This is a genomic window from Ewingella americana (assembly GCF_006438725.1).
Lineage (GTDB): Bacteria > Pseudomonadota > Gammaproteobacteria > Enterobacterales > Enterobacteriaceae > Ewingella > Ewingella americana_A.
Window position 1 is genome coordinate 1 of the sequence record NZ_RCZD01000007.1, and the last position, 22208, is coordinate 22208.

22 protein-coding genes are annotated in these 22208 nt (G+C 51.0%); 2 read left to right on the forward strand and 20 right to left on the reverse strand.

Annotated elements, in window-relative coordinates:
- From EAH77_RS13675 to EAH77_RS13690, 4 genes are all read right to left on the reverse strand, one after another.
- A partial coding sequence (locus EAH77_RS13675) for a transposase domain-containing protein (RefSeq protein ID WP_194150507.1) occupies nt 1-214 on the reverse strand: 214 nt, incomplete at its 3' end.
- Nucleotides 215-350: 136 nt separating this feature from the next.
- On the reverse strand, nt 351-1028 hold the full coding sequence (nlpE, locus tag EAH77_RS13680) for an envelope stress response activation lipoprotein NlpE (RefSeq protein WP_140473366.1): 678 nt from the start codon (nt 1026-1028) through the stop codon (nt 351-353).
- A gap of 73 nt (nt 1029-1101) precedes the next feature.
- Nucleotides 1102-1551: an alternative ribosome rescue aminoacyl-tRNA hydrolase ArfB gene (arfB, locus tag EAH77_RS13685; RefSeq protein WP_431306772.1), complete on the reverse strand. Its 450-nt coding sequence runs from the start codon at nt 1549-1551 to the stop codon at nt 1102-1104.
- Nucleotides 1515-2078, reverse strand: coding sequence for a YaeQ family protein (locus EAH77_RS13690; protein ID WP_140473368.1), 564 nt, complete (start codon nt 2076-2078; stop codon nt 1515-1517). Before EAH77_RS13690 ends, arfB begins: the two co-directional genes overlap by 37 nt.
- 228 nt (nt 2079-2306) lie before the next feature.
- Between EAH77_RS13690 and EAH77_RS13695 the strand changes: the two genes are divergently transcribed.
- Nucleotides 2307-2507 (forward strand): YaeP family protein, encoded by a 201-nt coding sequence (locus EAH77_RS13695; RefSeq protein WP_140473369.1) that lies wholly within the window; start codon nt 2307-2309, stop codon nt 2505-2507.
- A complete protein-coding gene (rof, locus tag EAH77_RS13700; RefSeq protein ID WP_140473370.1) occupies nt 2494-2754 on the forward strand; it encodes a Rho-binding antiterminator in 261 nt (86 codons plus the stop codon). Before EAH77_RS13695 ends, rof begins: the two co-directional genes overlap by 14 nt.
- Before the next feature lie 85 nt (nt 2755-2839).
- Here the strand turns inward: rof and EAH77_RS13705 are convergent, their stop codons facing one another.
- From EAH77_RS13705 to ispU, 16 genes are all read right to left on the reverse strand, one after another.
- Nucleotides 2840-3160, reverse strand: a complete 321-nt coding sequence (locus EAH77_RS13705) for a c-type cytochrome (protein WP_140473371.1) — start codon at nt 3158-3160, stop codon at nt 2840-2842.
- A gap of 41 nt (nt 3161-3201) precedes the next feature.
- A complete protein-coding gene (gene tilS, locus EAH77_RS13710; protein WP_140473372.1) occupies nt 3202-4557 on the reverse strand; it encodes a tRNA lysidine(34) synthetase TilS in 1356 nt (451 codons plus the stop codon).
- Between the two features lie 6 nt (nt 4558-4563).
- Entirely contained in the window at nt 4564-4956 is a 393-nt protein-coding gene (locus tag EAH77_RS13715; RefSeq protein WP_140473373.1) for a VOC family protein, read from the reverse strand.
- Nucleotides 4957-5040: 84 nt separating this feature from the next.
- Nucleotides 5041-7185, reverse strand: a complete 2145-nt coding sequence (locus EAH77_RS13720) for a lysine decarboxylase LdcC (RefSeq protein ID WP_140473374.1) — start codon at nt 7183-7185, stop codon at nt 5041-5043.
- 72 nt (nt 7186-7257) lie between these two features.
- A complete protein-coding gene (gene accA / locus EAH77_RS13725; RefSeq protein WP_140473375.1) occupies nt 7258-8217 on the reverse strand; it encodes an acetyl-CoA carboxylase carboxyl transferase subunit alpha in 960 nt (319 codons plus the stop codon).
- Nucleotides 8218-8229: 12 nt separating this feature from the next.
- A complete protein-coding gene (gene dnaE, locus EAH77_RS13730; protein ID WP_140473376.1) occupies nt 8230-11712 on the reverse strand; it encodes a DNA polymerase III subunit alpha in 3483 nt (1160 codons plus the stop codon).
- 79 nt (nt 11713-11791) lie between these two features.
- Nucleotides 11792-12388 (reverse strand): ribonuclease HII, encoded by a 597-nt coding sequence (gene rnhB, locus EAH77_RS13735; RefSeq protein WP_140473377.1) that lies wholly within the window; start codon nt 12386-12388, stop codon nt 11792-11794.
- Entirely contained in the window at nt 12385-13533 is a 1149-nt protein-coding gene (gene lpxB / locus EAH77_RS13740) for a lipid-A-disaccharide synthase (protein WP_140473378.1), read from the reverse strand. Before lpxB ends, rnhB begins: the two co-directional genes overlap by 4 nt.
- 49 nt (nt 13534-13582) lie before the next feature.
- Complete coding sequence (gene lpxA, locus EAH77_RS13745) at nt 13583-14371, reverse strand: acyl-ACP--UDP-N-acetylglucosamine O-acyltransferase (protein ID WP_140473379.1); 789 nt, start codon at nt 14369-14371, stop codon at nt 13583-13585.
- A 3-nt stretch (nt 14372-14374) separates the two neighbouring features.
- Entirely contained in the window at nt 14375-14830 is a 456-nt protein-coding gene (gene fabZ, locus EAH77_RS13750) for a 3-hydroxyacyl-ACP dehydratase FabZ (RefSeq protein ID WP_140473380.1), read from the reverse strand.
- A 145-nt stretch (nt 14831-14975) separates the two neighbouring features.
- Nucleotides 14976-15998, reverse strand: a complete 1023-nt coding sequence (lpxD, locus tag EAH77_RS13755) for a UDP-3-O-(3-hydroxymyristoyl)glucosamine N-acyltransferase (protein WP_140473381.1) — start codon at nt 15996-15998, stop codon at nt 14976-14978.
- Nucleotide 15999: 1 nt separating this feature from the next.
- Nucleotides 16000-16497: a molecular chaperone Skp gene (skp, locus tag EAH77_RS13760; protein WP_140473382.1), complete on the reverse strand. Its 498-nt coding sequence runs from the start codon at nt 16495-16497 to the stop codon at nt 16000-16002.
- Between the two features lie 154 nt (nt 16498-16651).
- A complete protein-coding gene (gene bamA, locus EAH77_RS13765; protein WP_140473383.1) occupies nt 16652-19078 on the reverse strand; it encodes an outer membrane protein assembly factor BamA in 2427 nt (808 codons plus the stop codon).
- Between the two features lie 36 nt (nt 19079-19114).
- The gene (gene rseP, locus EAH77_RS13770; RefSeq protein WP_140473384.1) at nt 19115-20470 is read right to left on the reverse strand and encodes a sigma E protease regulator RseP; all 1356 of its coding nucleotides are present in this window, start codon (nt 20468-20470) and stop codon (nt 19115-19117) included.
- Between the two features lie 40 nt (nt 20471-20510).
- Entirely contained in the window at nt 20511-21359 is an 849-nt protein-coding gene (gene cdsA, locus EAH77_RS13775) for a phosphatidate cytidylyltransferase (RefSeq protein WP_140473385.1), read from the reverse strand.
- Between the two features lie 9 nt (nt 21360-21368).
- Nucleotides 21369-22127, reverse strand: coding sequence for a (2E,6E)-farnesyl-diphosphate-specific ditrans,polycis-undecaprenyl-diphosphate synthase (gene ispU / locus EAH77_RS13780; protein WP_140473386.1), 759 nt, complete (start codon nt 22125-22127; stop codon nt 21369-21371).
- Nucleotides 22128-22208 lie beyond the last annotated feature (81 nt).

Consider the following 22208-nt stretch of genomic DNA (forward strand, 5'->3'; position numbering starts at 1 on the left):
GATGGCAGACATCTTTGATGGATAAATCACGCAACAACCCCATCATCAGGATGAGCCATACAGCCTGCTCAGCAGGCAGACGACGCCTGCGAATACTGGCCTTCTGGCAGGCAGTCAGGGCCTGGTGGATCCAGAGAGGGTCAAGTGAACGTGAAAAGGCATCGATCTCAGAGGAGAAAGCATCAACAACAAAATCCATGTCATCTTCAGACATAAAAAATCCGGGAACAGAAGGCTGTTCCCGGATTGTCTCTTACTGGCAGGATCGTTCAAGTACTCTTAAACGATCGGCATTACACTTTTAAGCGGGCGTTTTTTATGGCTGCGGGTCCTGAAGCGGTATCGCCCCCTTATGGACAAGCTTTGGCTGGGTCAAACTTCACATTGCTGTCGGCCACCAGGGACTTTTGGGTCTGCCCCTGTTCGGCTGATGAATTAACCGTAAAGTGGCCATCCATAGAGACAAACACCAGCTCCTGCGGTTTTTTACGCGCGGCGAGATAGCCTGTTTTCAGCGTTTTATTGTCCGAAAGGGGGAACACTTTCCCGGTAGCACAATCCGTGAAAGAGGCCACATCAGCGCTGTATTGCAGCATGCCGGAGAGTGTCATTGGCGTTTTAGGCATATTCTGCGCCGTTGGTTTCAGCACATAATTAAATTGCGAAACAATCGGCGAGCCAGTGGAATCGAGCATCGCTAAATTATCACCTTCAGGATGGAAATAACGTTTCTCGCCTTTGCTGTCAGTGAGTACTAATTTATCCGCCGTACGGGCCCAGCTACCATAACTGGCAAACATCAGGTCGCCGTCTTTGGCTCCCAGATAACTTTCCTGCAGGACGTAAGTACCATCTTGTTGCAGGAACAGCGACATTTCTATTCCGCTACAATCCGCACAGGGAACAACACCGCTAAAACTTTGCTGCATGGCCTGCAGCGGCGCCTCACGATTCATTGCAGACGTATGGCAACCAAACAGTGACAGCGCGCCAAGCGCCAGCACTGCGGTTATGATGATTTTTTTCACAGTCCTCTCCCTCTGCATTTTGTCTCTTTGTGGCAAAAGACTGTTCCCGCTGCCACAGTTCAGCGTATTAAGACTAGCGAATCTTACCGCGCAATGCCTTTGTCGCACCCTTACGCACTTTCCCTTCCACGCGCCGAATTTTCGACCCTTTGGTCGGTTTCGTTGCACGACGCGGCTTTTCAACCACCATAGCCTGAGATATCAAGTTGCTTAAACGCATGAGAGCCGCTTCGCGATTTTGTTCCTGACTGCGGTACTCCTGCGCCTTAATCACCACCAGCCCGTCTGCCGTTATTGAATGGTGATTAAACGCCAGCAAACGTTCTTTATAATAATCAGGCAGGCTTGAGGCTTTGATATCAAACCGTAAATGGATCGCCGTCGAGGTTTTATTGACGTTCTGACCACCTGCCCCCTGGGCGCGGATAGCCGTTAATTCGATTTCATTGTCAGGAAGTTCGAGTTTACCGGAAAGGATTAACACACTTAATGTCCCACTTCTTTCCCATCTGACTCTTTCCATTCAGAAAATTGAATTTCCAAATTATTCTGAGCATCAGAAAGCCAAATAGTTCCATCCTGCAGTGTGGCCTGCAAGGTCATGCTGCGATTAGCGAAAGCTGTAAGCTGGGCCAGTAACTCGTCATCGATGAAACGCACCGTCAGATTACCGAATCCGTTGGCTTTACTTTGTACTGATGGCCACCAGACTTTGGCCGCACGCTCGCTGTAGACATACAGCACCACATGGCGAGATTGGTTACAGGCTTTCTTCAGGCGTTTTTCATCTGGTAAACCCAGCTCGACCCATAGCTCGATACCGTTGTGATCGTTCTTGCGCCAGATTTCTGGTTCGTCTTCTGCACTCAGCCCACGGGTAAAACTCAGGCGTTCATCAGCATGGCAAATCCAGGCCAGCAGACGCAACATCATGCGCTGTTCGGTTTCGGAGGGATGCTGAGCCAGTGTCAGGTTGGCATCGTAGAAAAAATTGCGGTCCATATCTGCAATATTGATTGCCGCTTTGTAGATCGTCGCTTTTAACGCCATTGGAGACCTCTTGATAATAGACACATAGTGTACTTGAAAGCAGGGCCAGGCAGCCAGTTTAACGCCGCCCAACAGTGGATTAACTGACTCTCCACTAACGAGAAAGCTGCATTTGCTCGCTAATAACTGGACCTTGCCTGTGCTATAGTCGTTAAATACTGAGAGTTTATCTTTCTGGGCTTTCAATACGACCATTACCCCAGCGGGATATGCTTTTAAGGAGGACCTATGCAACAGTACTGTGATTCTGTACGCCGTAAATATGCGGAGATTGCCAGCGGTGATCTCGGCTATGTGCCCGATGCGCTGGGCTGTGTGTTGAAAGCATTGGACGATGTGGCGGCGAATGCCGAACTTCCGTCGTCTATCCGGGAACAAGCGGCCTATGCCGCTGCTAACTTATTGGTGAGCGATTATGTCGATGAATGATGAGTACCAACCCATCAATTGTGATGACTACGATAATCTTGAGCTCGCCTGCCAGAATGATGTGGTTTTGACACTGACGTTACGTAGCGGAGAAACTGTTGAAGGGAAAGCCTGCGAGCTGTTAATGCGTAAAAAGGTCGAATATTTGGTCATCAATATCAATGGCGAAAAACGCGACTTGCGCCTTGATCATATTGAAAGTTATATCCATCCTGAAATTGGTACTGTGGTTGTCAGCATCGAATAATGCTGCCCGACAAACAGTAGCCACTTAACGGGCAATCTTAGGATTGCCCGTTTGTATTTCTAAAAGAGGTCGGCATCGGGACAGGTTATTTCAGCGGTGTCAGGCTGGCGTAATAAGCAGCCAAATCACTGATGTCTTCATCGGACAGTGATGACGTAAATGCCTGCATCACCCCCGCCTGCCCTGCGCTACGTTCTCCTTTTTTGTAGGCATGCATCGCCAGCTCCAGATACGCTTCATTTTGCCCGGCAAGGTTCGGATAAATGGGGTTAACCGCCTTGCCATTTGCCCCATGACACGCCACACAACTGGCAGCTTTTGACTGGCCCTGAGTGATATTGCCTTCTGCCAGAACCGGCGCACAAACCATACTCAACAATAAAGCCACACTTGCTACAACACGCATTGCCGCTCCTGAAACAGAATATCCCACCTTAACATCCACCATTAACTCTCTTTTTTATCCGCCGAAGGTCGCCACATTACCTGCCATTGTGGTTCATTGGCCTGCGCCAACGCCTGACGGGTGATAAACAGCCCCGGCGCGGCCATCAATTGTTCATTATAATAAACCAGCGGCATGCGTTCACGCTGCCACGGTGGGACATTGAGTTCCTGCCACAATTTTTTACTTTGCCGGGCATGCTCGCGTCCCACTTTTTCAATCATACCGGGCGCCTGGAAACGCACGCTAACCTGCTCATCATCCCGCGGAAGACGGATACTTTCAGCACCTTGCGCCGCCCCCTCGCAGGCCTGTAACTGACCGAGGCCATCGGGAAGCCGCAGCGGCAAAGCAGTATCCCAGGGGAGAACAACCTGCTTTAGAGATGCCATCGGCGGCAGTACATACAGACGCTGGCGAAAACGTCGCACGCTCAGGTGATGAAGCTGAAATTGGGGTGCAGCATCATCACGGCTAAGAGCGACTTCATCCCAGATACGTTGCAACTGATCGCGTGAAGGCATCCGCGCCCCCTGCTCCGCCAGCCACCGGCGCAGCAGGGCCTGGCGCCGCAGTGCGGACAGCGAGGCCATGGCGGAAATATCGAGACTTCTGTTGTGGTCAGTGAATGCCAGAAGAGATTCGCTCAGCAGTTCATCCAGTAGCGCCTCCTGCTCGGCGCACAGAGCTGCGCTGCGGGAAACAGCCTGCGGGAAATGCGGCCAGCGTTCATAGAGTGACGGTAACACTTTTAGCCGCAGGAAATTACGGTCAAAGCGCGGGTCCTGATTACTGTCATCTTCAATCCATTGCAGCCCTGCATCAGTGGCGAACTGTTCGAGTTGCTGGCGGGAAAGGTGCAGAAAAGGCCGTAACAGCATATAACCATTGCGTTCTGAGTGCGCCGCCATGGCAGAAAGTCCCGCCGGACCGCTTCCTCGTTTTAATGCCAGCAAAAAGGTTTCACACTGATCATTCAGATGCTGAGCAGTAAGCAGTGTTTCACCCGCCGTAAGATGGTCGGCAAATGCCTGATAGCGTGCCGCTCTGGCCGCCGCTTCAATCCCCTCCTTTTTGGCATCCACGCTGACATGCACAACCTCCAGCTGGACCTGTAGCTGTTGGCAAAATGTCTGCGCATGCGCCACCCAGTGATCAGCAAACTGGCTCAGGCCATGATGAACGTGGATAGCGCGCAGAGAAAGATCGGGACAGGCTTCTGCGCGTAGCTGTACGAGTGCCGCCAGCAGTACGGTGGAGTCCAGACCGCCGCTGAAGGCCACACAGAATTTTCGCTCATCACCAATTTGCCCGGTGAGGTGAGTTAGCATGCTGCTGGCAGAAAGATCTCTTTTCATGATGACTCAGCTGATTTCGTAAAGTTCTAATGGCAAGCCATCGGGGTCGCTGAAGAAGGTAAAACGCCTAGAGGTATATGGGTCAATCCGCACGGGTTCACATGACACACCCGCGCTGAGCAGCAAGGCAATCGCGACTTCAATGTCGTCAACGCTGAAGGCCAGATGACGCAAGCCGCAGGCTTCCGGGCAACTGACGCGTTCGGGAGGATGCGGGAAACTGAACAGCTCAAGGGTGTATTGTCCGTTCAGGGCCAGATCAGCTTTCCACGAATCACGCTCTTCACGGTAAAACTCATCCCGTAAGGTAAACCCCAGCACGTCACAGTAGAAAGCTTTGCTGCGGCCATAGTCCGATGCAATGATCGCAATATGGTGAATCTGACGTAAATTAAGCATGACAATATCCTGTTATTCCTTCGCAATAACGGTACTCAGACTGCGCGATAAGATCAACGACATCCTCCTGAGAAGGCAGGGAAGTTATGCGGCGGGTAGTTTGAGCACTTTCACCAAATACCGGCCATCTTCCGTCAGTTTGGCACCGTGAATGTCGGTTTCAAAGCCTGGATAATGCTCCCCAATCGAACAAAGCATTATCAGGAAATCCAGTACGGCGCGGCTTTCCTGCGTGATCATCTCGCCAGGCATTACCACCGGCACACCCGGCGGATAAGGCAGGATCATATTCGCAGCCACTTTGCCGACCAGATCGTCAATTTCGCACTCTTCGATGTGCCCGCGCACCTGGTGCTGGAACATCTCGTAAGGCGTCATGATCATTTCCGGCAGCACATCAAATGCCCTGATCATCAGGCTTGGCAGATCATGTTTATGGATCAGCTTATGAATGCCCTGGGCCAGATCCTGAATGCGCATGTGCCGGTAAAAGTCCGGGTCCTCGGCGTAAAGATCCGGCAGCATATTCTTAACGCGCAAATTCAGGTCATAGGCACGTTTAAAGTCAGTCAGACCGCGCATTAAACTCATGGATTTGGTTTTGTCGATACCGATGCTGAACAGGAACAGCAGATTGTAAGGCCCGGTTTTCTCCACCACCACGCCACGTTCATCAAGGTATTTCGCCACCAGCGCCGCCGGGATCCCTTCTGGCGAGAGCCGTCCCTGTTCGTCCATTCCCGGCGTAAGAATAGTGACTTTGATCGGATCCAAATACATATGATCGGTATCGGCATTAGCAAAACCATGCCAGTTTTGATCCGGGTTAAGCGGCCAACATTCGGCTTCGTCGATCTCTTCAGGCTGCCAGATGTCGTAGAACCAGCCTTCCGTTTCTTCCCGTAATCGCTGGATCTCTTTACGAAAATGCAGCGCGCGTTCAACCGAGCGGTTGATTAACCGACGGCCAGGATTCCCGCGCAGCATGGCCGCTGCAGTCTCTGCCGAGGCCACAATGGCGTAGTTGGGCGATGTGGTGGTATGCATCATGTAGGCTTCATTAAAGGTACTTTCATCGTAGTCCCCTTTAATGTGGATCATCGAGGCTTGTGAAAACGCCGCCAGCAATTTGTGGGTAGACTGCGTTTCATAAATCACTTTTCCGGCCACCCGTTCACCACTCATGCCGCTTTTACCTGCATAGATGGGGTGGAAATTGGTATACGGCACCCAGGCAGAATCAAAGTGAATGGATGGCACATCCAGGGTTTTCTTGATGAAATCCGTGTTGTAGAGCAAGCCGTCGTAAGTCGAATTGGTGATCACCGCATGCACCGGCCAGGTGGCATTTTGCGTTTGGGCAACTTTCTCCGCAATGCTCTCGCGGGTAAATTCACGCTGTGGAATGCCGCCTAAAATGCCATAAGCATTGCGATTCGGGCGCAGGTAAATCGGCACCACGTTGGTCATCATCATAAGATGCGCCAGCGATTTGTGGCAGTTGCGATCAATCAGTACGGTACTGCCGGCAGGGGCTGCATACATACCCACAATTTTGTTGGCTGTGGAAGTGCCGTTAGTCACGATATAGCTCTGCTCGGCGCCAAATGTGCGGGCGATATACTCTTCCGCTTCAAGATGCGGGCCCGTGTGGTCAAGTAGCGAGCCAAGTTCAGTAACCGAAATAGACACATCCGCTTTCAGCGTTTTCGCGCCGAAGAAATCATGAAAAAGCGTACCAACCGGACTTTTTAAGAAAGCTGTTCCCGCCATATGACCTGGCGTACAGAAGGTATATTTGCCCTCTTCAACATAGCGGAACAGCGCTTTGGTCAGCGGTGGCGTGATGGTGTCGATATACTCATCGGTATATTGCCGGATGCGTTTGGCAATATCCTCGGCCGCATTCAGGGCATATTCGAAGAAATAGAGCACCATACGCATGTCATTCACGCTGACATCGAGTGACGAATGGGTGTTGATGAAACCGTACAGCGGCAGGTATTCATTCAGCTCGTTAATTTCAGTACACAGCTCGGTGCTGTGCTGATCCCAGTCGAAAATGGCACCACAGATACGGGCGTTATTCTCGATAAGCTTGAGCAGGTCGGCATTGTCCCGTGGATAGACGATTTGAAAGCCAAGGTTAGTCAGCGCCAGATCCAGTTCGCGGATTGGCTCATCTTTATAGTAGGCCCCTTCCGGGCGCATGATGGCGAGAATGTTCATCTGACAAATCCTTTTAATAAAAAAGGCCGTGCAAGCACGGCCTTTCGGAGTCTCTGGAAGCCTGGATGAAACTTAGCAATAGCCGTAAGTCATCAGACGCTGATAACGACGGTTGCGCAGTTCTTCATTGTTCAGAAGATCCAGATCGCTGAGATCGGCTTCCAGCTGTGCACGCAATGAAGCGGCCATCGCTGGAACGTCACGATGCGCGCCACCCAGTGGTTCAGGGATCACCGAATCAATCAGCTTCAGCTCTTTCAGACGCGGAGCAACGATACCCATCGCTTCGGCAGCCAGTGGGGCTTTATCCGCACTTTTCCACAAAATCGATGCACAGCCTTCCGGTGAAATCACCGAATAGGTGCTGTACTGCAGCATATTAACCTTGTCGCCAACACCGATTGCCAACGCACCACCGGACCCACCCTCACCGATAACGGTACAGATAACCGGTACGTTCAGGCGGGACATTTCACGCAGGTTGCGCGCAATGGCCTCAGACTGACCGCGTTCTTCCGCACCAACACCCGGATAAGCACCCGGTGTGTCGATAAAGGTGAGGATCGGCAGTTTGAAGCGCTCAGCCATTTCCATCAGACGCAGCGCTTTACGATAGCCTTCAGGCGCTGGCATACCGAAGTTGCGGCGGATTTTTTCTTTGGTTTCACGGCCTTTCTGATGACCAATGATCATCACGGCACGTTCACCTAACCGCGCGATACCACCAACAATGGCTTTATCATCCGCGTATGCACGATCACCAGCCAGTTCATCAAAATCGGTGAAGATATGTTTGATGTAATCCAGGGTGTAAGGGCGACGCGGATGGCGTGCCAGTTGGGCAATCTGCCAGGCACCCAGATCAGAGAAAATCTTACGGGTCAGTTCTACGCTTTTCTCACGCAGGCGTTCAACTTCTTCGTCAAGATTAATATCCAATTTTTCGTCTTGACGGCTGACTGCAGTCAGCGAGTCAATTTTCGCTTCCAGCTCCGCAATCGGCTGTTCAAAATCAAGAAAATTCAGACTCATAGCATTCCTATTTTAGTCAAATTCCAGTTCCACCTGCTCGGTACCTACAAGCGTGCGCAGATCCAGCAACAGTTTATCGGTTGGCGTTACACGCCATGACGCACCGAATCGTAGCCGGGCACGCGCATTTTCTCGTTGGTAGTACAGATGGACTGGTATCGTCCCCGATCGATGTGGTTCCAACGATTGGCGGAGACGGTTCAAAAGCTGGTCATCAATTTGCCTGTCAGTCAGCGAGATAGCAAGACCGCGAGCATATTTTTCCCGTGCTTCACTGATGTCCATGACATCGCGGGCCATCATTTTAAGCCCACCACTGAAGTCATCAAAGCTGACCTGTCCTGTCGCGATAAGGATACGGTCTTTTTCCAATAAATGCTGGAATTTTTCCAGCGCTTCGGTGAACAACATCACTTCAAGACGCCCCGAGCGGTCATCCAGCGTACAGATACCAATACGGTTTCCGCGTTTGGTGATCATGACTCGCGCTGCGATCACTAAGCCGACGGCGATGGTCATTTTCCCCCGGTCAGTCGGGTGCATATCTTTCAGGCGTTGACCGCCGCCATAGCGCTCAATCTCTTTCAGATACTGCGTGATCGGGTGGCCGGTCAAATACAGTCCTAGCGTTTCCCGCTCACCGTCCAGAACCGTTTGTTCTGGCCAGCGCGTGACATTGGCATAGGATTTCTCAACCTGCTCCGGCGCTTCAGCCAAGACACCGAACATATCCACCTGACCAATAGCTTCCGCTTTTGCGTGCTGGTCAGCGGCTTTTAGGGCATCGGGTAACGAACTCATCAAGGCGGCACGGTGTGGCCCCAAACGGTCGAATGCGCCGGACATGATCAGTTTTTCGAGAATGCGTTTATTGAGTTTTTTCACATCCGCACGGGCGCATAAATCAAACAGCTCTTTGAAATAGCCGCCTTCGTTACGCGCTTCGATGATCGCTTCAATCGGACCTTCACCTACGCCTTTAATCGCGCCGATGCCGTAAACGATTTCACCTTCGTCATTAACGTGGAAATGGTACAAACCACTGTTGATGTCCGGCGGCAAGATCTTAAGCCCCATGCGCCAGCATTCATCTACCAGACCGACCACCTTCTCGGTGTTGTCCATATCAGCAGTCATCACCGCTGCCATAAACTCTGCCGGGTAATGCGCTTTCAGCCATAAGGTCTGATAAGACACCAATGCATAAGCCGCTGAGTGAGACTTGTTAAAACCGTAACCTGCGAATTTCTCCACCAGATCGAAGATTTTAACCGCCAGTTCGCCGTCGATACCGCGTGATTTCGCACCGTCCTCAAAACCGCCCCGCTGCTTGGCCATTTCGACCGGGTTCTTTTTCCCCATCGCACGTCGCAGCATATCCGCGCCGCCCAGCGAATATCCGGCCAGCACCTGAGCAATCTGCATAACTTGTTCCTGGTACAAGATGATGCCGTAGGTCGGCTCTAGCACAGGTTTCAGGGATTCATGCTGCCACTGGATATCAGGGTATGAAAGCTCTTCACGGCCATGCTTACGGTCAATGAAGTTATCCACCATGCCTGACTGCAAAGGGCCGGGGCGGAACAGCGCCACCAATGCGATCATGTCCTCGAAGCAGTCAGGTTTCAGGCGCTTAATCAGATCTTTCATACCGCGGGATTCAAGCTGGAAAACCGCAGTGGTTTCCGAACGCTGCAGCATATCGAAGCTTTTCTTATCTTCGAGTGGGATCGCTGCGATATCGATAGGTTCGAGGCCGGTTTTAGCGCGACGGGCATTAATCATGCCCAACGCCCAGTCGATGATGGTCAGCGTGCGCAGGCCAAGGAAGTCAAACTTCACCAGCCCGGCATATTCAACATCGTTCTTATCAAACTGGGTAACCGGGTGGTTACCTTCGGCATCGCAGTAAAGCGGCGCAAAGTCAGTAATTTTGGTCGGTGCGATCACCACCCCACCGGCATGTTTACCGGCGTTACGGGTGACACCTTCGAGCTTACGTGCCATGTCGATCAGCGCGCGGACTTCTTCATCTGCCTCATAAATTTCAGGCAACTGCGGCTCGGCGGCGAAGGCTTTCTCCAGTGTCATCCCAGGATCTGGCGGCACCAGTTTTGAAATGCGATCGACAAAACCGTAGGGATGGCCGAGTACTCGACCGACATCGCGGATAACGGCTTTGGCTGCCATAGTACCGAAAGTGATGATCTGAGAAACGGCTTCGCGGCCGTACATTTCCGCCACGTGATCAATGACCAGATCGCGTTTTTCCATGCAGAAGTCGACGTCAAAGTCAGGCATGGAGACACGTTCCGGGTTAAGGAAACGTTCGAAAAGCAGGTCAAACTCCAGCGGATCGAGGTCGGTGATTTTCAGCGCATAAGCCACCAGAGAACCGGCACCGGAGCCACGTCCCGGCCCAACAGGTACGTCGTTGTCTTTAGACCACTGAATGAATTCCATCACAATAAGGAAGTAACCCGGGAACCCCATCTGGTTGATAACACCCAGCTCTAACTTAAGACGGTCGTCGTATTCAGGACGTTTCTCTGCACGCTGTTCAGGGTCCGGGAACAGGAACTCCAGACGATCTTCCAGCCCTTCCTTCGATTTGGTAACCAGGAAGTCTTCGGTACTCATATCCCCGGTCGGGAACTGAGGCAGGAAGTATTCACCGAGGCGGATAGTGACGTTACAACGCTTGGCGATCTCTACGCTGTTGAGTAGCGCTTCGGGAATATCCTCGAACAACTCACACATCTCATCTTCACTGCGCATGTATTGCTGCGGAGTGTAATTACGCGGGCGCTTAGGATCGTCGAGCGTGAAACCATCGTGGATAGCGACGCGGATCTCATGGGCATCAAAATCGCCCTGCACCAGAAAACGCACGTCATTGGTGGCGACCACCGGCAGGTCACGCTCAGCGGCCAAAGCCACAGCGGCGTGAAGGTAGTTTTCTTCTTCAGGGCGGCCAGTGCGGATCAGTTCAAGATAATAGCGGTCAGCAAAGTATTGCTGATAAAAATCCAGACATTGTTCAACCTGCGGCTGATTACCGCGCGTGAGGAACTTACCGACATCCCCCATTTTGGCACCAGAAAGCAGGATCAGGCCTTCGTTGAGCTCAGCCAGCCAGTCACGGTCAATGATCGGCCCCGCGGCACCATAACCACGCTGATAAGCGCGTGAGATAAGCAGGGTCAAATTCTGATAGCCCTGATTATTCATCGCCAGCACGGTCAGTTGAGCCAGTTCATCACCGAGGATCTCACTTTGTACGTTAAAATCTGCGCCGATGATCGGCTTGACCCCCGCACCGTGGGCAGCACCGTAGAATTTCACCAGTCCGCAAAGGTTAGTAAAGTCGGTAATGGCTAACGCAGGCATGCCCAGTGACGCCGCGCATTTCACCAACGGCCCAACTTTGGCTAATCCATCCACCATGGAGTAGTCACTGTGTACACGAAGATGAATAAAACGAGGTTCGGCCATATCCAGAGTCCAGAAATGAGTAATGAATGAACGATTGTCGGAATGACAAACTACTGTGGCTGACGCGAAAACGCGCTAGCTAAGCCAGACCCAGCGCACGTTTGACCGGTGCGAAACTGCGTCTGTGGTGCGATATGGCCCCCAGCCTCGACAGACTCTCGAGATGGACTGGGGTTGGATAGCCTTTATGCTTGGCAAAACCATATTCAGGGAACTGACGATCCAGCTCGACCATCTCACGATCGCGTGTCACTTTAGCTAAAATAGAGGCCGCGCTGATTTCCGCGACTTTGCTGTCACCCCTGACCACGGCCTGAGAGGCCATTGGCAATACCGGGCAACGGTTGCCGTCAATTAACACCATATCAGGCGTGATACCAAGACCCGCCACCGCCCTCTGCATGGCCAACATCGTGGCATGCAAAATATTCAACTGGTCAATTTCATGAGGTTCAGCGCGACCTAAACTCCAGGCCAGAGCTTTTTCTTTAATTTCGACATACAGGGCTTCGCGGCGTTTTTCACTGAGTTTTTTGGAGTCTGCCAACCCGACAATCGGTCTTGCGGGATCCAGAATAACCGCCGCAGTGACCACCGCACCGACTAACGGGCCGCGACCGACCTCATCTACACCCGCGATGCATAACGCCTGCGGATAGATAAAAATTTCACTCATCGTCTTGCCAGTTCCATCACGGCCTGAGCGGCCTGCTCATCGGCGTCACAGCGAATACTTTCATGCAATGCCAAAAAAGTTTCCTGCAACGCATGACTCTCTTCACCACCAGCGAGCAACGGTAACAAGGCCGCTGACAGTTTATCCGGCACACAGTCGGTTTGCAGAAGTTCAGTGACAATTTCACGCCCGGCCAGCAAGTTTGGTAACGAGACGTAAGGCGTTTTCACCAGCCGCTCGGCAATCCAGTAAGTGAAGGGTTTCATGCGATAACCCACCACCATTGGGCATTTCGCCAGCATACATTCCAGAGCGGCAGTGCCAGAGGCTAACAGTGCGGCATCGCTGGCGATCATCGCATCCCTCGCCTGCCCGTCCAGCAGATGAGCAGGTAAGTCAGGGGCGATGTCAGCCTTGATGCGTTCAAACTGCTCACGCCGCCTGGCGTTGACCAGTGGCACCACGATATGCAAGTCAGGATAGGTCTGGCGCAGCTGTAATGCTGTTTTGAGGAAATCGGCGCTGAGCATCTCCACTTCAGCGTGACGACTGCCCGGCAACAACGCCAGGCAATGCACGTCTGCAGGAATATCTAGTGCTGTTCGCGCCGCCTGTTTATCAGGCTGCAATGGCATAGAATCAGCCATTGTGTGGCCGATAAAACGGCAAGGTACGTTGAATTTATCGTAAAACGCTTTTTCAAAAGGCAAAAACGCCAGCACCATGTGGGTGGCTTTCCCAATTTTGAAAACACGCTTTTGTCGCCAGGCCCAGACGGAAGGGCTGACATAATGGATAGTGCGAATACCACGCTGCTTAAGGCGCCCTTCCAGAGTGATGTTGAAGTCAGGCGCATCAATGCCCACAAACACATCTGGCTTTAATGCAGAAAAGCGCTGAGTCAGGTCTTTGCGGATTTTCAACAGGCGCGGCAAACGTTCCAGAACCTCCACCACGCCCATGACAGCCAATTCTTCCATTTCGTACCAGGCTTCACACCCTTCGGCCTGCATCAGCGGGCCAGCGACACCGACAAAACGGGCGTCTGGATGGTGTTTCTTCAGCGCGCGAATCAAACCTGCGCCAAGAATGTCACCCGATGTTTCACCGGCCACCAGGCCGATCGTCAGAAAAGGCTTTTGCATTATTTACCGCTTATTTACTCAATAAAGAGTTTACCGAATGATCAACCTGTCAGCGGATAATGCCACGTGTAGAACGGGCAAAGAAATCACTGAAGGGTTTGACTGCCGGGAATTCTGCGGCGATGTCGGCAATTTCAGGTTGGGCTTCTTCCAGCGTTTTCCCGCTACGGTACAATATTTTGTAAGCGTTACGGATGGCGTGCAGTGAAGGCTTATCGAAACCGCGACGCTTCAACCCTTCGATATTAATACCGAATGGTGTAGCGTGGTTACCTTGAGCAATAACAAACGGCGGTACGTCCTGAGCCACGCCAGAACAGCCGCCGACCATTACGTGTGCACCGATGATACAGAACTGATGCACCGCGGTCATACCACCAATGATAGCGTGGTCGTCAATCTCGACATGACCCCCTAATGTCGCGTTATTGGCCAGAATACAACGATTCCCTATGGCGCAATCGTGGGCAATATGTGCGTTAACCATTAACAGGTTATCGTTACCCACTTTGGTCAAGCCACCGCCCTGAACGGTACCACGATGAATGGTGACGCTCTCACGAATATTGTTGCGATCGCCGACTTCAACGCGTGTTGGTTCGCCCGCATATTTCAGATCCTGGTTAATTTCACCAATGGAGACGAACTGGAAAATGCGGTTGTCGCGACCAACTTTGGTCACGCCATTAATAACAACGTGTGATTTAAGCTCAGTGCCTTCTCCGATTTCCACCTGGGAACCGACATAACAGAAAGGACCGATATGAACACCGGCACCGATAACGGCACCGTCCTCAACAATAGCGCTTGGATGAATAAAGGCGGTTTTGTCTATCACTTATTAAGCCTCCCGGCGGCGGGCGCACATCATTGATGCCTCGCAAGCAATCTCACCATCTACTTTAGCGACACCTTTAAAACGAGCAACACCACGACGCTCTTTAATAAATTCAACTTCAAGAATCATCTGGTCACCCGGCAGTACCGGACGTTTAAATCGAGCATCATCAATGGCTGCAAAATAGTACAGCTCGCCCGGCTCTAATTTTCCTACGCTTTTGAACGCTAAGATACCGGTGGCCTGCGCCATCGCTTCAAGAATCAATACGCCGGGGAAAATAGGTTTACCCGGAAAATGGCCCTGGAAGAACGGTTCGTTAAAAGAAACGTTTTTCACTGCGCGTAAAAACTTCCCTTTTTCAAAATCCAGCACCCGGTCAACCAATAAGAACGGGTAACGGTGTGGCAGCAGATCCAATATCTCTTCAATACGCAGAGTATGAGTGTCAGTTGTCAAAATACTCTTCCTGTCTAAAAACTGATGGCATCAATAACACGGCCTGCTTGATCCCCAAAGAGGGTCATTAGGCAGGCCGCAAATAGAAACATGTGCAGCCAGAGTTGGCGTACAGCCAGGGCTCCAGCACACGATAGTCGGTAACTTAGTCTTCTTCGATTTTACGCTCGACAGCTTTCAAGCGCTTATTCATCTCATCGATATTCATTACCAACGCAGCGGTTTTACGCCACACTTTATTCGGCTGTAACGGAATACCGGAGGAGTATACCCCAGGTTCAGTGATTGGTCGCATCACCATTCCCATTCCTGTCACCACGGCCTTATCACAAATCTCCATGTGACCGTTGATAACACTGGCTCCGCCTATCTGGCAGTAGCGTCCAATTTTCAGACTACCAGCCATAATGACACCGCCTGCAACCGCCGTATTGTCGCCAATCACGACGTTGTGCGCAATCTGACATTGGTTATCGATGATGACGCCGTTGCCGATGAGGGTGTCGTCGAGTGCACCGCGATCGATGGTGGTACAGGCACCAATTTCAACACGATCACCAATTAAAACCGTGCCGAGCTGTGGAATTTTAATCCAATTACCACGATCATTGGCATAACCAAAACCGTCGGCACCGATGACAGTACCGGATTGAACAAGGCAATCTTCACCAATTTCAACACGATGATAAATAGAAACATTTGCCCAGATGCGGGTTCCTGCCCCTAATTTTGCATTCTTACCGATGAAACAGCCAGCGCCGATAACCACGTTATCGCCAAGAAAAACGCCAGACTCAATCACCGCATTCGCGCCTACCGAGACATTCTTACCTAAGGTTGCGCTGTCAGAAATGACCGCACTCGCGGCGATATCCTGCGCAGGAGCGGGCGTAGTGTCGAGCAGCTGCGCCATGCGGGCGTAAGTCAGGTAAGGGTTTTTAACCACTAATGCCGCTGTTTGGCAAAATGGCAGATCCGCTTCCGTCAACACTACAGCCCCTGCGGCGCAGGTCGCTAACTGTTCACGGTAACGGCTGTTTGATAAAAACGTGATTTGCTCAGAGTGTGCGGAATGCATTGAGGCAATGCCGGTGATGGCGAGATCGCCATCACCGTGCAATTGTGCATCCAACTGCTGTGCGAGATCAGCCAGTCGAATTGAAGACATGTTATTTAACCTGTTTCAGCACATCAGCAGTGATGTCTTTGTCACTGCCAGCATAAGCTACAGCGTTAGCATCGATTACAACATCGTAACCTTGTTTGCTCGCAACAGCTTTAACAGCATCCTGGATACGGCTCAGGATTTTATTACGTTCTTCAGCCTGGCGGCGACGGTTATCCTGTTCAAAAGCCTGAGCTTTTGTAGAGAAATCTTCGCGTTGAGCCATAACGTCTTTTTCAAGTTTGCTGCGATCGCTGGCTTTCATGGTAGAACCATCACGCTGCAATTTCTGCATTTTAGTTTGCAGATCACGTTCTTGGGTCTGCAACTGAGTTGCACGGCCTTTGAACTCAGTTTCCAACTGTTTTGCTACAGCATCACGTGCTGGCATTTGCTGGAAAATGCTTTGTACGTTAACAACAGCAATTTTGTCAGCAGCTTGAACGCTTGCTGATGAAGCCATAACTAAACCGAGGCCGGCGGCATATAACCACTTTTTCACTATAAACTCCTTTCATCACCCGTTTGTGCCATCTTGGCACGATAAGTACACAATAAGCATGAGTTGAAAAACAATTCACGGGCGATATACCCGTGAAATGAGGCAAGCTCAAACCTTTGCGATTCCTGCGTAAAGGCTTATATCATTCAACGTGTTACCACGTTTTACCGATGTTAAATTGGAACTGTTCCGCTTTATCACCGTCGTATTTCTTAACTGGTTGTGCGTAAGAGAAGACCAAAGGTCCCAGTGGAGACATCCACTGCAGCGCAACACCTGAAGAAACACGGAAGTTGTCTGGCTTACTGTAATCAGGTACACCAGCAGCTTCAGTTTCTGCTGTATTCTTCCACGATGTATCCCATACGGTACCTCCGTCAACAAACAGTGAGGTACGTACCGAGTTAGCATATTTATCGCTTATGAACGGTGTAGGAACGATCAGTTCAGCACTCAAAATAGCCATCGCATTACCACCGACAGCATCGTCCGAGTTATTCACCGCACAGTTGCTGTAAGAAGTACTTCCCGCAGCGCAGTTATAATATGCCGCCTTAGGACCAATGGTATTCGACTGGAAACCACGAACGCTGCTTGAACCACCGGCATAGAAGTTGTCGTAGAACGGCACTTCTTTACCGCCTAAGCCATCTGCGTAACCTGCGCGCGCGCGGCCCATCAGTACCCAGTTGCGGCTTTCGCTCAACGGCATATAGCTGGTTGAGTCGAACGTGATTTTGTAATACTCGTTATCAGAACCTGGAACTGTCACTTTACCATTCAAGCTGGCTTTAGTACCAGACGTCGGGAAGTAACCGCGATCCAGATTGTTGTAACCCCAACCCAGGTTGGCAAAGAAGTCGTTCGCGCTGAAGTTGGAATCGGACGTTGTATCGGTACCCACCGTGATAGGCGGGTTGATCCCTACAGAGTTCAAATATCTGAACATACTGACCTGAGGTTCCATATTGGACAGATCGTTATGTACATAATCCAAACCCAGTCGCAATGAGTTATTTTCATTGATTGGGAAGCCCAACGTACTGCCTATACCGTAACTTTTATTGGTATAGTCAGACAGATCCGCATTATCAGCTTTAAAGTCATTATAGAAGATACGGCCGCCCAGACTCACACCATCGACGGTGAAGTAAGGGTCAGTGATCGTAAATTCTGCATAGGTCTGATAATCGTTTTTGGTTCCGCTGATACCCACAGAGTTACCGGTACCCAACCAGTTGTCCTGTTGGACACCCGCCTGGAAACTGACGCCACTTTCAGTACCGTAGCCCACACCAAAGTTGAAAGTACCGGTGTTACGTTCTTTCACTTTATAGACTACGTCTACCTGATCAGGAGTACCTGGTACACGTTGTGTATCAACGTCAACGGTATCGAAATACCCTAAACGGTTAAGACGCTCTTTCCCTTTGTCGACCAGATCGTTGCCCAACCAGGCACCTTCCATCTGGCGCATTTCGCGGCGCAGAACACTGTCTTTACTTGTGTCATTACCTTCAAAACGCACATGACGAACGTAGAACCGGTTACCGGCATCAACACTGACATGCAGTTTAACGGTTTTATCAGCATCATTAATTTCAGGCTGAGTTTGCACGCGCGGATAAGCATAACCATAACGACCCAGCATTTGCTTGATGTCGTTTTCCATCTTGGTCACTTTAGCGCCGTTATACAGCTCGCCTTTGTCAATCTTAGTCAGGCTTTCCACTTCTGCGGAGTGCCCGGCCATGCTGCCATTGACTTCAACACCGGAAAGCTTGTACTGATCGCCTTCAGTAATGTTGAGGGTAATGTAAATGCCTTTTTTGTCCGGCGTCAGGCTGACCTGTGTCGAATCAATGTTGAAACGGGCATAACCGCGATCCAAATAGAAGCTGCGCAAGGTTTCAAGGTCACCTGCCAGTTTCTGTTTCTGGTATTTACGATCGCCAACCACGTTCCACCAAGGCACTTCATCACGTAACTGGAAGCGTGAAATCAGTTCGTCGGTACTGAAAGCATGGTTACCGACGATGTTGATTTGCTGTATTTTCGCAGACACACCTTCGGTGAAGACCAGCTTCAGATCGACACGGTTACGCGGTAAAGGCGTAACCACGGCTTTTACAGACGCGCTGTATTTACCGACGCTGTAGTAGAAATCTTCAAGACCTTTTTCAATGCTGGTGAGTGTGGTCCGGTCCAGCGCTTCGCCAACCCGGACGCCAGAGGCTTCCAGGTTTTCTTTGAGCATGTCATCTTTCACCGACTTATTGCCGGAGAAAGTGATGCTGGCGATTGTAGGGCGCTCTTTGACCTGAACAATCAAAGTATTACCATCGCGTAGGACGCGAACGTCCTCAAAGTTGCCAGTGGCAAACAATGCACGAATAGTATTACTGATGTCGTCGTCGGTGATGGTATCACCTACGCGAACCGGCATATTGAGTAACGCCGCACCGACGGCAACTCGCTGCAGGCCTTCGAAATGAATATCTTTCACTACGAAACCGTCTGCACCGTATACGGTGGCGCTGCCAAACAGCAGCGACGCTATGAGCAACTTTTTGATCGCCATCGTTGTTATGCGTTCTTCCTAACCTAATCTCCAGCCTTAAAGACGGGAGAAATCATTGAAAAGTGCAAGCCCCATTACCAACACCAGCACGACTGCGCCAATACGGTAACTGAAGTTTTGAACTCGCTCGGAAACTGGCCCACCCTTTAGCTTTTCTATAGCCAAAAACACCAGGTGTCCACCATCTAACACTGGTAATGGAAAAAGGTTCACTATCCCAAGATTGACACTGATAAGTGCCAAAAACATCAGGTAGTACACTAAACCATATTCCGCTGACATTCCTGCGCCCTGTGCGATAGAGATTGGGCCACTCAGATTGTTCAGCTTTACATCACCAGTTATTAATTTGCCCAGCATGTTGACCGTGAGTTTCATCAGTTGCCAGGTTTTATCCCCAGCCTCATAAAACGCCACAAACGGCCCATACTGACGAATAATTTTGTACTCATCAGGCAGAGGTATTACTTTCGGCACTACCCCGGCAAATCCCTGCTCTATACCCTTCCCTACCGACTTACTGTCCGGCACCAGCGTCATGCTAAGAGGTGAGCCAGCGCGCTCTATATCCAGCGCGATGGGTTTACCTGGGTTGTCGCGTACCAGCAAGGCGAACGTGCGCCAATTTGCCAAAACTTGACCATCGACTTTAACGATCCTGTCCCCAGCTTGCAAACCTGCTTTCTGGGCGGCGGAATCCTTTTGCACTTCAGCAAGCACTGATTCTATCTGCGGGCCGCGAGGAATAATACCCAAGGCGACCACCGGGTCCTGCTTTTCAGGGTCAAATTGCCACTGATGTAAATCCAGCGTTTTTTCAACCACCTCAGATGATCCAAACTGTGAGACACCTAAAGTGGTTTGATTGTTTCCAATCGCCCCCATTAAAGATAGACGAACTGATTCCCAATCAGGCGTTTCGATACCGCCGATTGACTTAAGTTCCATGCCTGGAGAAATTTTGGATTGCGCAGCAATGGATTGTGGGGTGATTTCACCCACAACAGGGCGTATGGAAGGCACGCCAATAATAAAGACCAGCCAATAGGCGAATACGGCAAAAATGAAGTTCGCGATCGGCCCGGCGCTGATGATCGCAGCCCGCTGCCAAACCGACTTACTGTTGAAGGTCAGATGACGAAGTTCTACAGGAACAGTTTCAACCCGCTCGTCGAGCATTTTGACATAACCGCCGAGGGGAATAACTGCGAGCACAAATTCAGTGCCGTGACGGTCAGTTCGTTTCCATATCGCGCGTCCAAAACCCACTGCAAAACGTTCTACCCGCACGCCGCAACGACGAGCAACCCAGAAATGGCCAAACTCGTGCACGGTGATTAGCACCCCCAATGCAACGATAAAGGCGGCCAGATTCCAGAGCATGTTCATCATATTCGCAACTATTCCTTAGAAGACATCCCGTCTCAGACGGTTAATACACCAGCAGCATCAAACACGCGAATACAGGGACTGCAGCAGTCAGGCTATCGATACGATCCAGTATCCCGCCATGACCTGGGATCAAACTCCCGCTGTCTTTTATGCCGGCTTCACGCTTGAACATACTTTCGGTCAGATCACCCAGTACCGAGGCCAACGCCGCGATCACTGAACACATCAGTAACGTGGCCGGCACGACGTTCAGCGGAACATATCGACCAAACAACCATGATATCAGGGCTGAAGTCAGAAGACCGCCGATTAATCCTTCCCATGTTTTTCCCGGGGACACTTTAGGGGCCAGTTTATGCTTGCCGAAAAGCTTGCCGAACAAATAAGCACCGGAATCCGCCCCCCAGACCAGAAGCATCACATACAGTAGCCACCACGCACCCGTGTGGTGATTTTCAGCATAGCCATACTGACGCAACGCCACCATACCCCAAAAGAAAGGGACGATGGTTAATAAACCGAAAACTAACCTCAAAACGCGCGAATTTCGCCACAGCGAGGCCGATGCGGGATAAAAAATCACCAACAGGAATGCTGCACCCCACCACACCAGCGAGGCCCAGAGCGAGGCGCTCACCTGAGGCAGGTGAACCGACTGGCGATAAGCCGGTAAGCTCAGCATCATTGCGACCAGTAAAAAACCGCAAAGAATAGCTAACCAAATGCGCTGTGACCGTGATGAGAAACCGGACAACTGGCCCCATTCCCATGCCGCCAACATACAAACAGCCAAGGTCAAAATGGCAAAACCGAGCGGCGGTAACAAGAACAGCGCCGCAATGACGATCGGGATTAAAATCAAAGCTGTGATAATGCGATACTTCAGCAAAAGTTCTCCCTAGGACGCATTGGCGCCAATAGGTGTAGTCCCCCCGAAGCGACGCTCGCGTTGTGCAAAAGCATTTAGCGCACCTTCAAAGATATTTTCATCAAAATCAGGCCAGAGGACATCGGTAAAGTAAAGTTCAGCGTAGGCGATTTGCCACAAAAGAAAGTTACTGATGCGATGTTCCCCACCGGTTCTGATCACCAAATCGACGGGTGCCAGTTCGCTCATACAGACAGCGGCACTTAATGCCTCTTCTGTGATTTGATCAGGCTGCAAAGTGCCGGCTTCGACCTGACATGCCAGCTTTTTCACACCCTGAATAATATCCCACCGCCCGCCATAATTGGCAGCAATGTTAAGCGTAAGGCCATCGTTATTTTCTGTAAGTGTTTCTGAACGACGGATCCTTTCCTGCAGACGTGAACTGAAACGACTGACATCACCTATTATCCGTAACCTGACGTTATGTTTGTGCAGGCTTTTCACTTCACTGTCCAGTGCGCGCACGAACAGCTCCATTAATGCCGAGACTTCCTGGGCCGGACGGTTCCAGTTTTCGCTACTAAAGGCATAAAGCGTGAGTGCATCAAGCTGATGGTTGGCGGCGAAGCTGACGGCTTTGCGCACCGATTTCACTCCCGCTTTATGACCAAACACCCTCATTTTCCCCTGAAGTTTCGCCCATCGGCCGTTGCCGTCCATAATAATAGCGACATGGCGCGGCATCGCGCAAAACAAGTCAGACATCTGTTGCTTTTCGAGGGACATAACGCGTACTCATTTCCTTTATCAGAACACAACGGCATTGACTGAGCGGCTGGCGTTATAAACGCGCAAAAAAGCCGTGGC

Coding starts and splice junctions, on each gene's coding strand:
- arfB (WP_431306772.1), bottom strand. CDS start 1,551: ATGGAAAGAGTCAGATGGGAAAGAAGTGGGACATTAAGTGTGTTAATC.
- EAH77_RS13690 (WP_140473368.1), bottom strand. CDS start 2,078: ATGGCGTTAAAAGCGACGATCTACAAAGCGGCAATCAATATTGCAGAT.
- EAH77_RS13695 (WP_140473369.1), top strand. CDS start 2,307: ATGCAACAGTACTGTGATTCTGTACGCCGTAAATATGCGGAGATTGCC.
- rof (WP_140473370.1), top strand. CDS start 2,494: ATGTCGATGAATGATGAGTACCAACCCATCAATTGTGATGACTACGAT.
- EAH77_RS13705 (WP_140473371.1), bottom strand. CDS start 3,160: ATGCGTGTTGTAGCAAGTGTGGCTTTATTGTTGAGTATGGTTTGTGCG.
- tilS (WP_140473372.1), bottom strand. CDS start 4,557: ATGAAAAGAGATCTTTCTGCCAGCAGCATGCTAACTCACCTCACCGGG.
- EAH77_RS13715 (WP_140473373.1), bottom strand. CDS start 4,956: ATGCTTAATTTACGTCAGATTCACCATATTGCGATCATTGCATCGGAC.
- EAH77_RS13720 (WP_140473374.1), bottom strand. CDS start 7,185: ATGAACATTCTCGCCATCATGCGCCCGGAAGGGGCCTACTATAAAGAT.
- accA (WP_140473375.1), bottom strand. CDS start 8,217: ATGAGTCTGAATTTTCTTGATTTTGAACAGCCGATTGCGGAGCTGGAA.
- dnaE (WP_140473376.1), bottom strand. CDS start 11,712: ATGGCCGAACCTCGTTTTATTCATCTTCGTGTACACAGTGACTACTCC.
- rnhB (WP_140473377.1), bottom strand. CDS start 12,388: ATGAGTGAAATTTTTATCTATCCGCAGGCGTTATGCATCGCGGGTGTA.
- lpxB (WP_140473378.1), bottom strand. CDS start 13,533: ATGCAAAAGCCTTTTCTGACGATCGGCCTGGTGGCCGGTGAAACATCG.
- lpxD (WP_140473381.1), bottom strand. CDS start 15,998: ATGTCTTCAATTCGACTGGCTGATCTCGCACAGCAGTTGGATGCACAA.
- bamA (WP_140473383.1), bottom strand. CDS start 19,078: ATGGCGATCAAAAAGTTGCTCATAGCGTCGCTGCTGTTTGGCAGCGCC.
- rseP (WP_140473384.1), bottom strand. CDS start 20,470: ATGATGAACATGCTCTGGAATCTGGCCGCCTTTATCGTTGCATTGGGG.
- ispU (WP_140473386.1), bottom strand. CDS start 22,127: ATGTCCCTCGAAAAGCAACAGATGTCTGACTTGTTTTGCGCGATGCCG.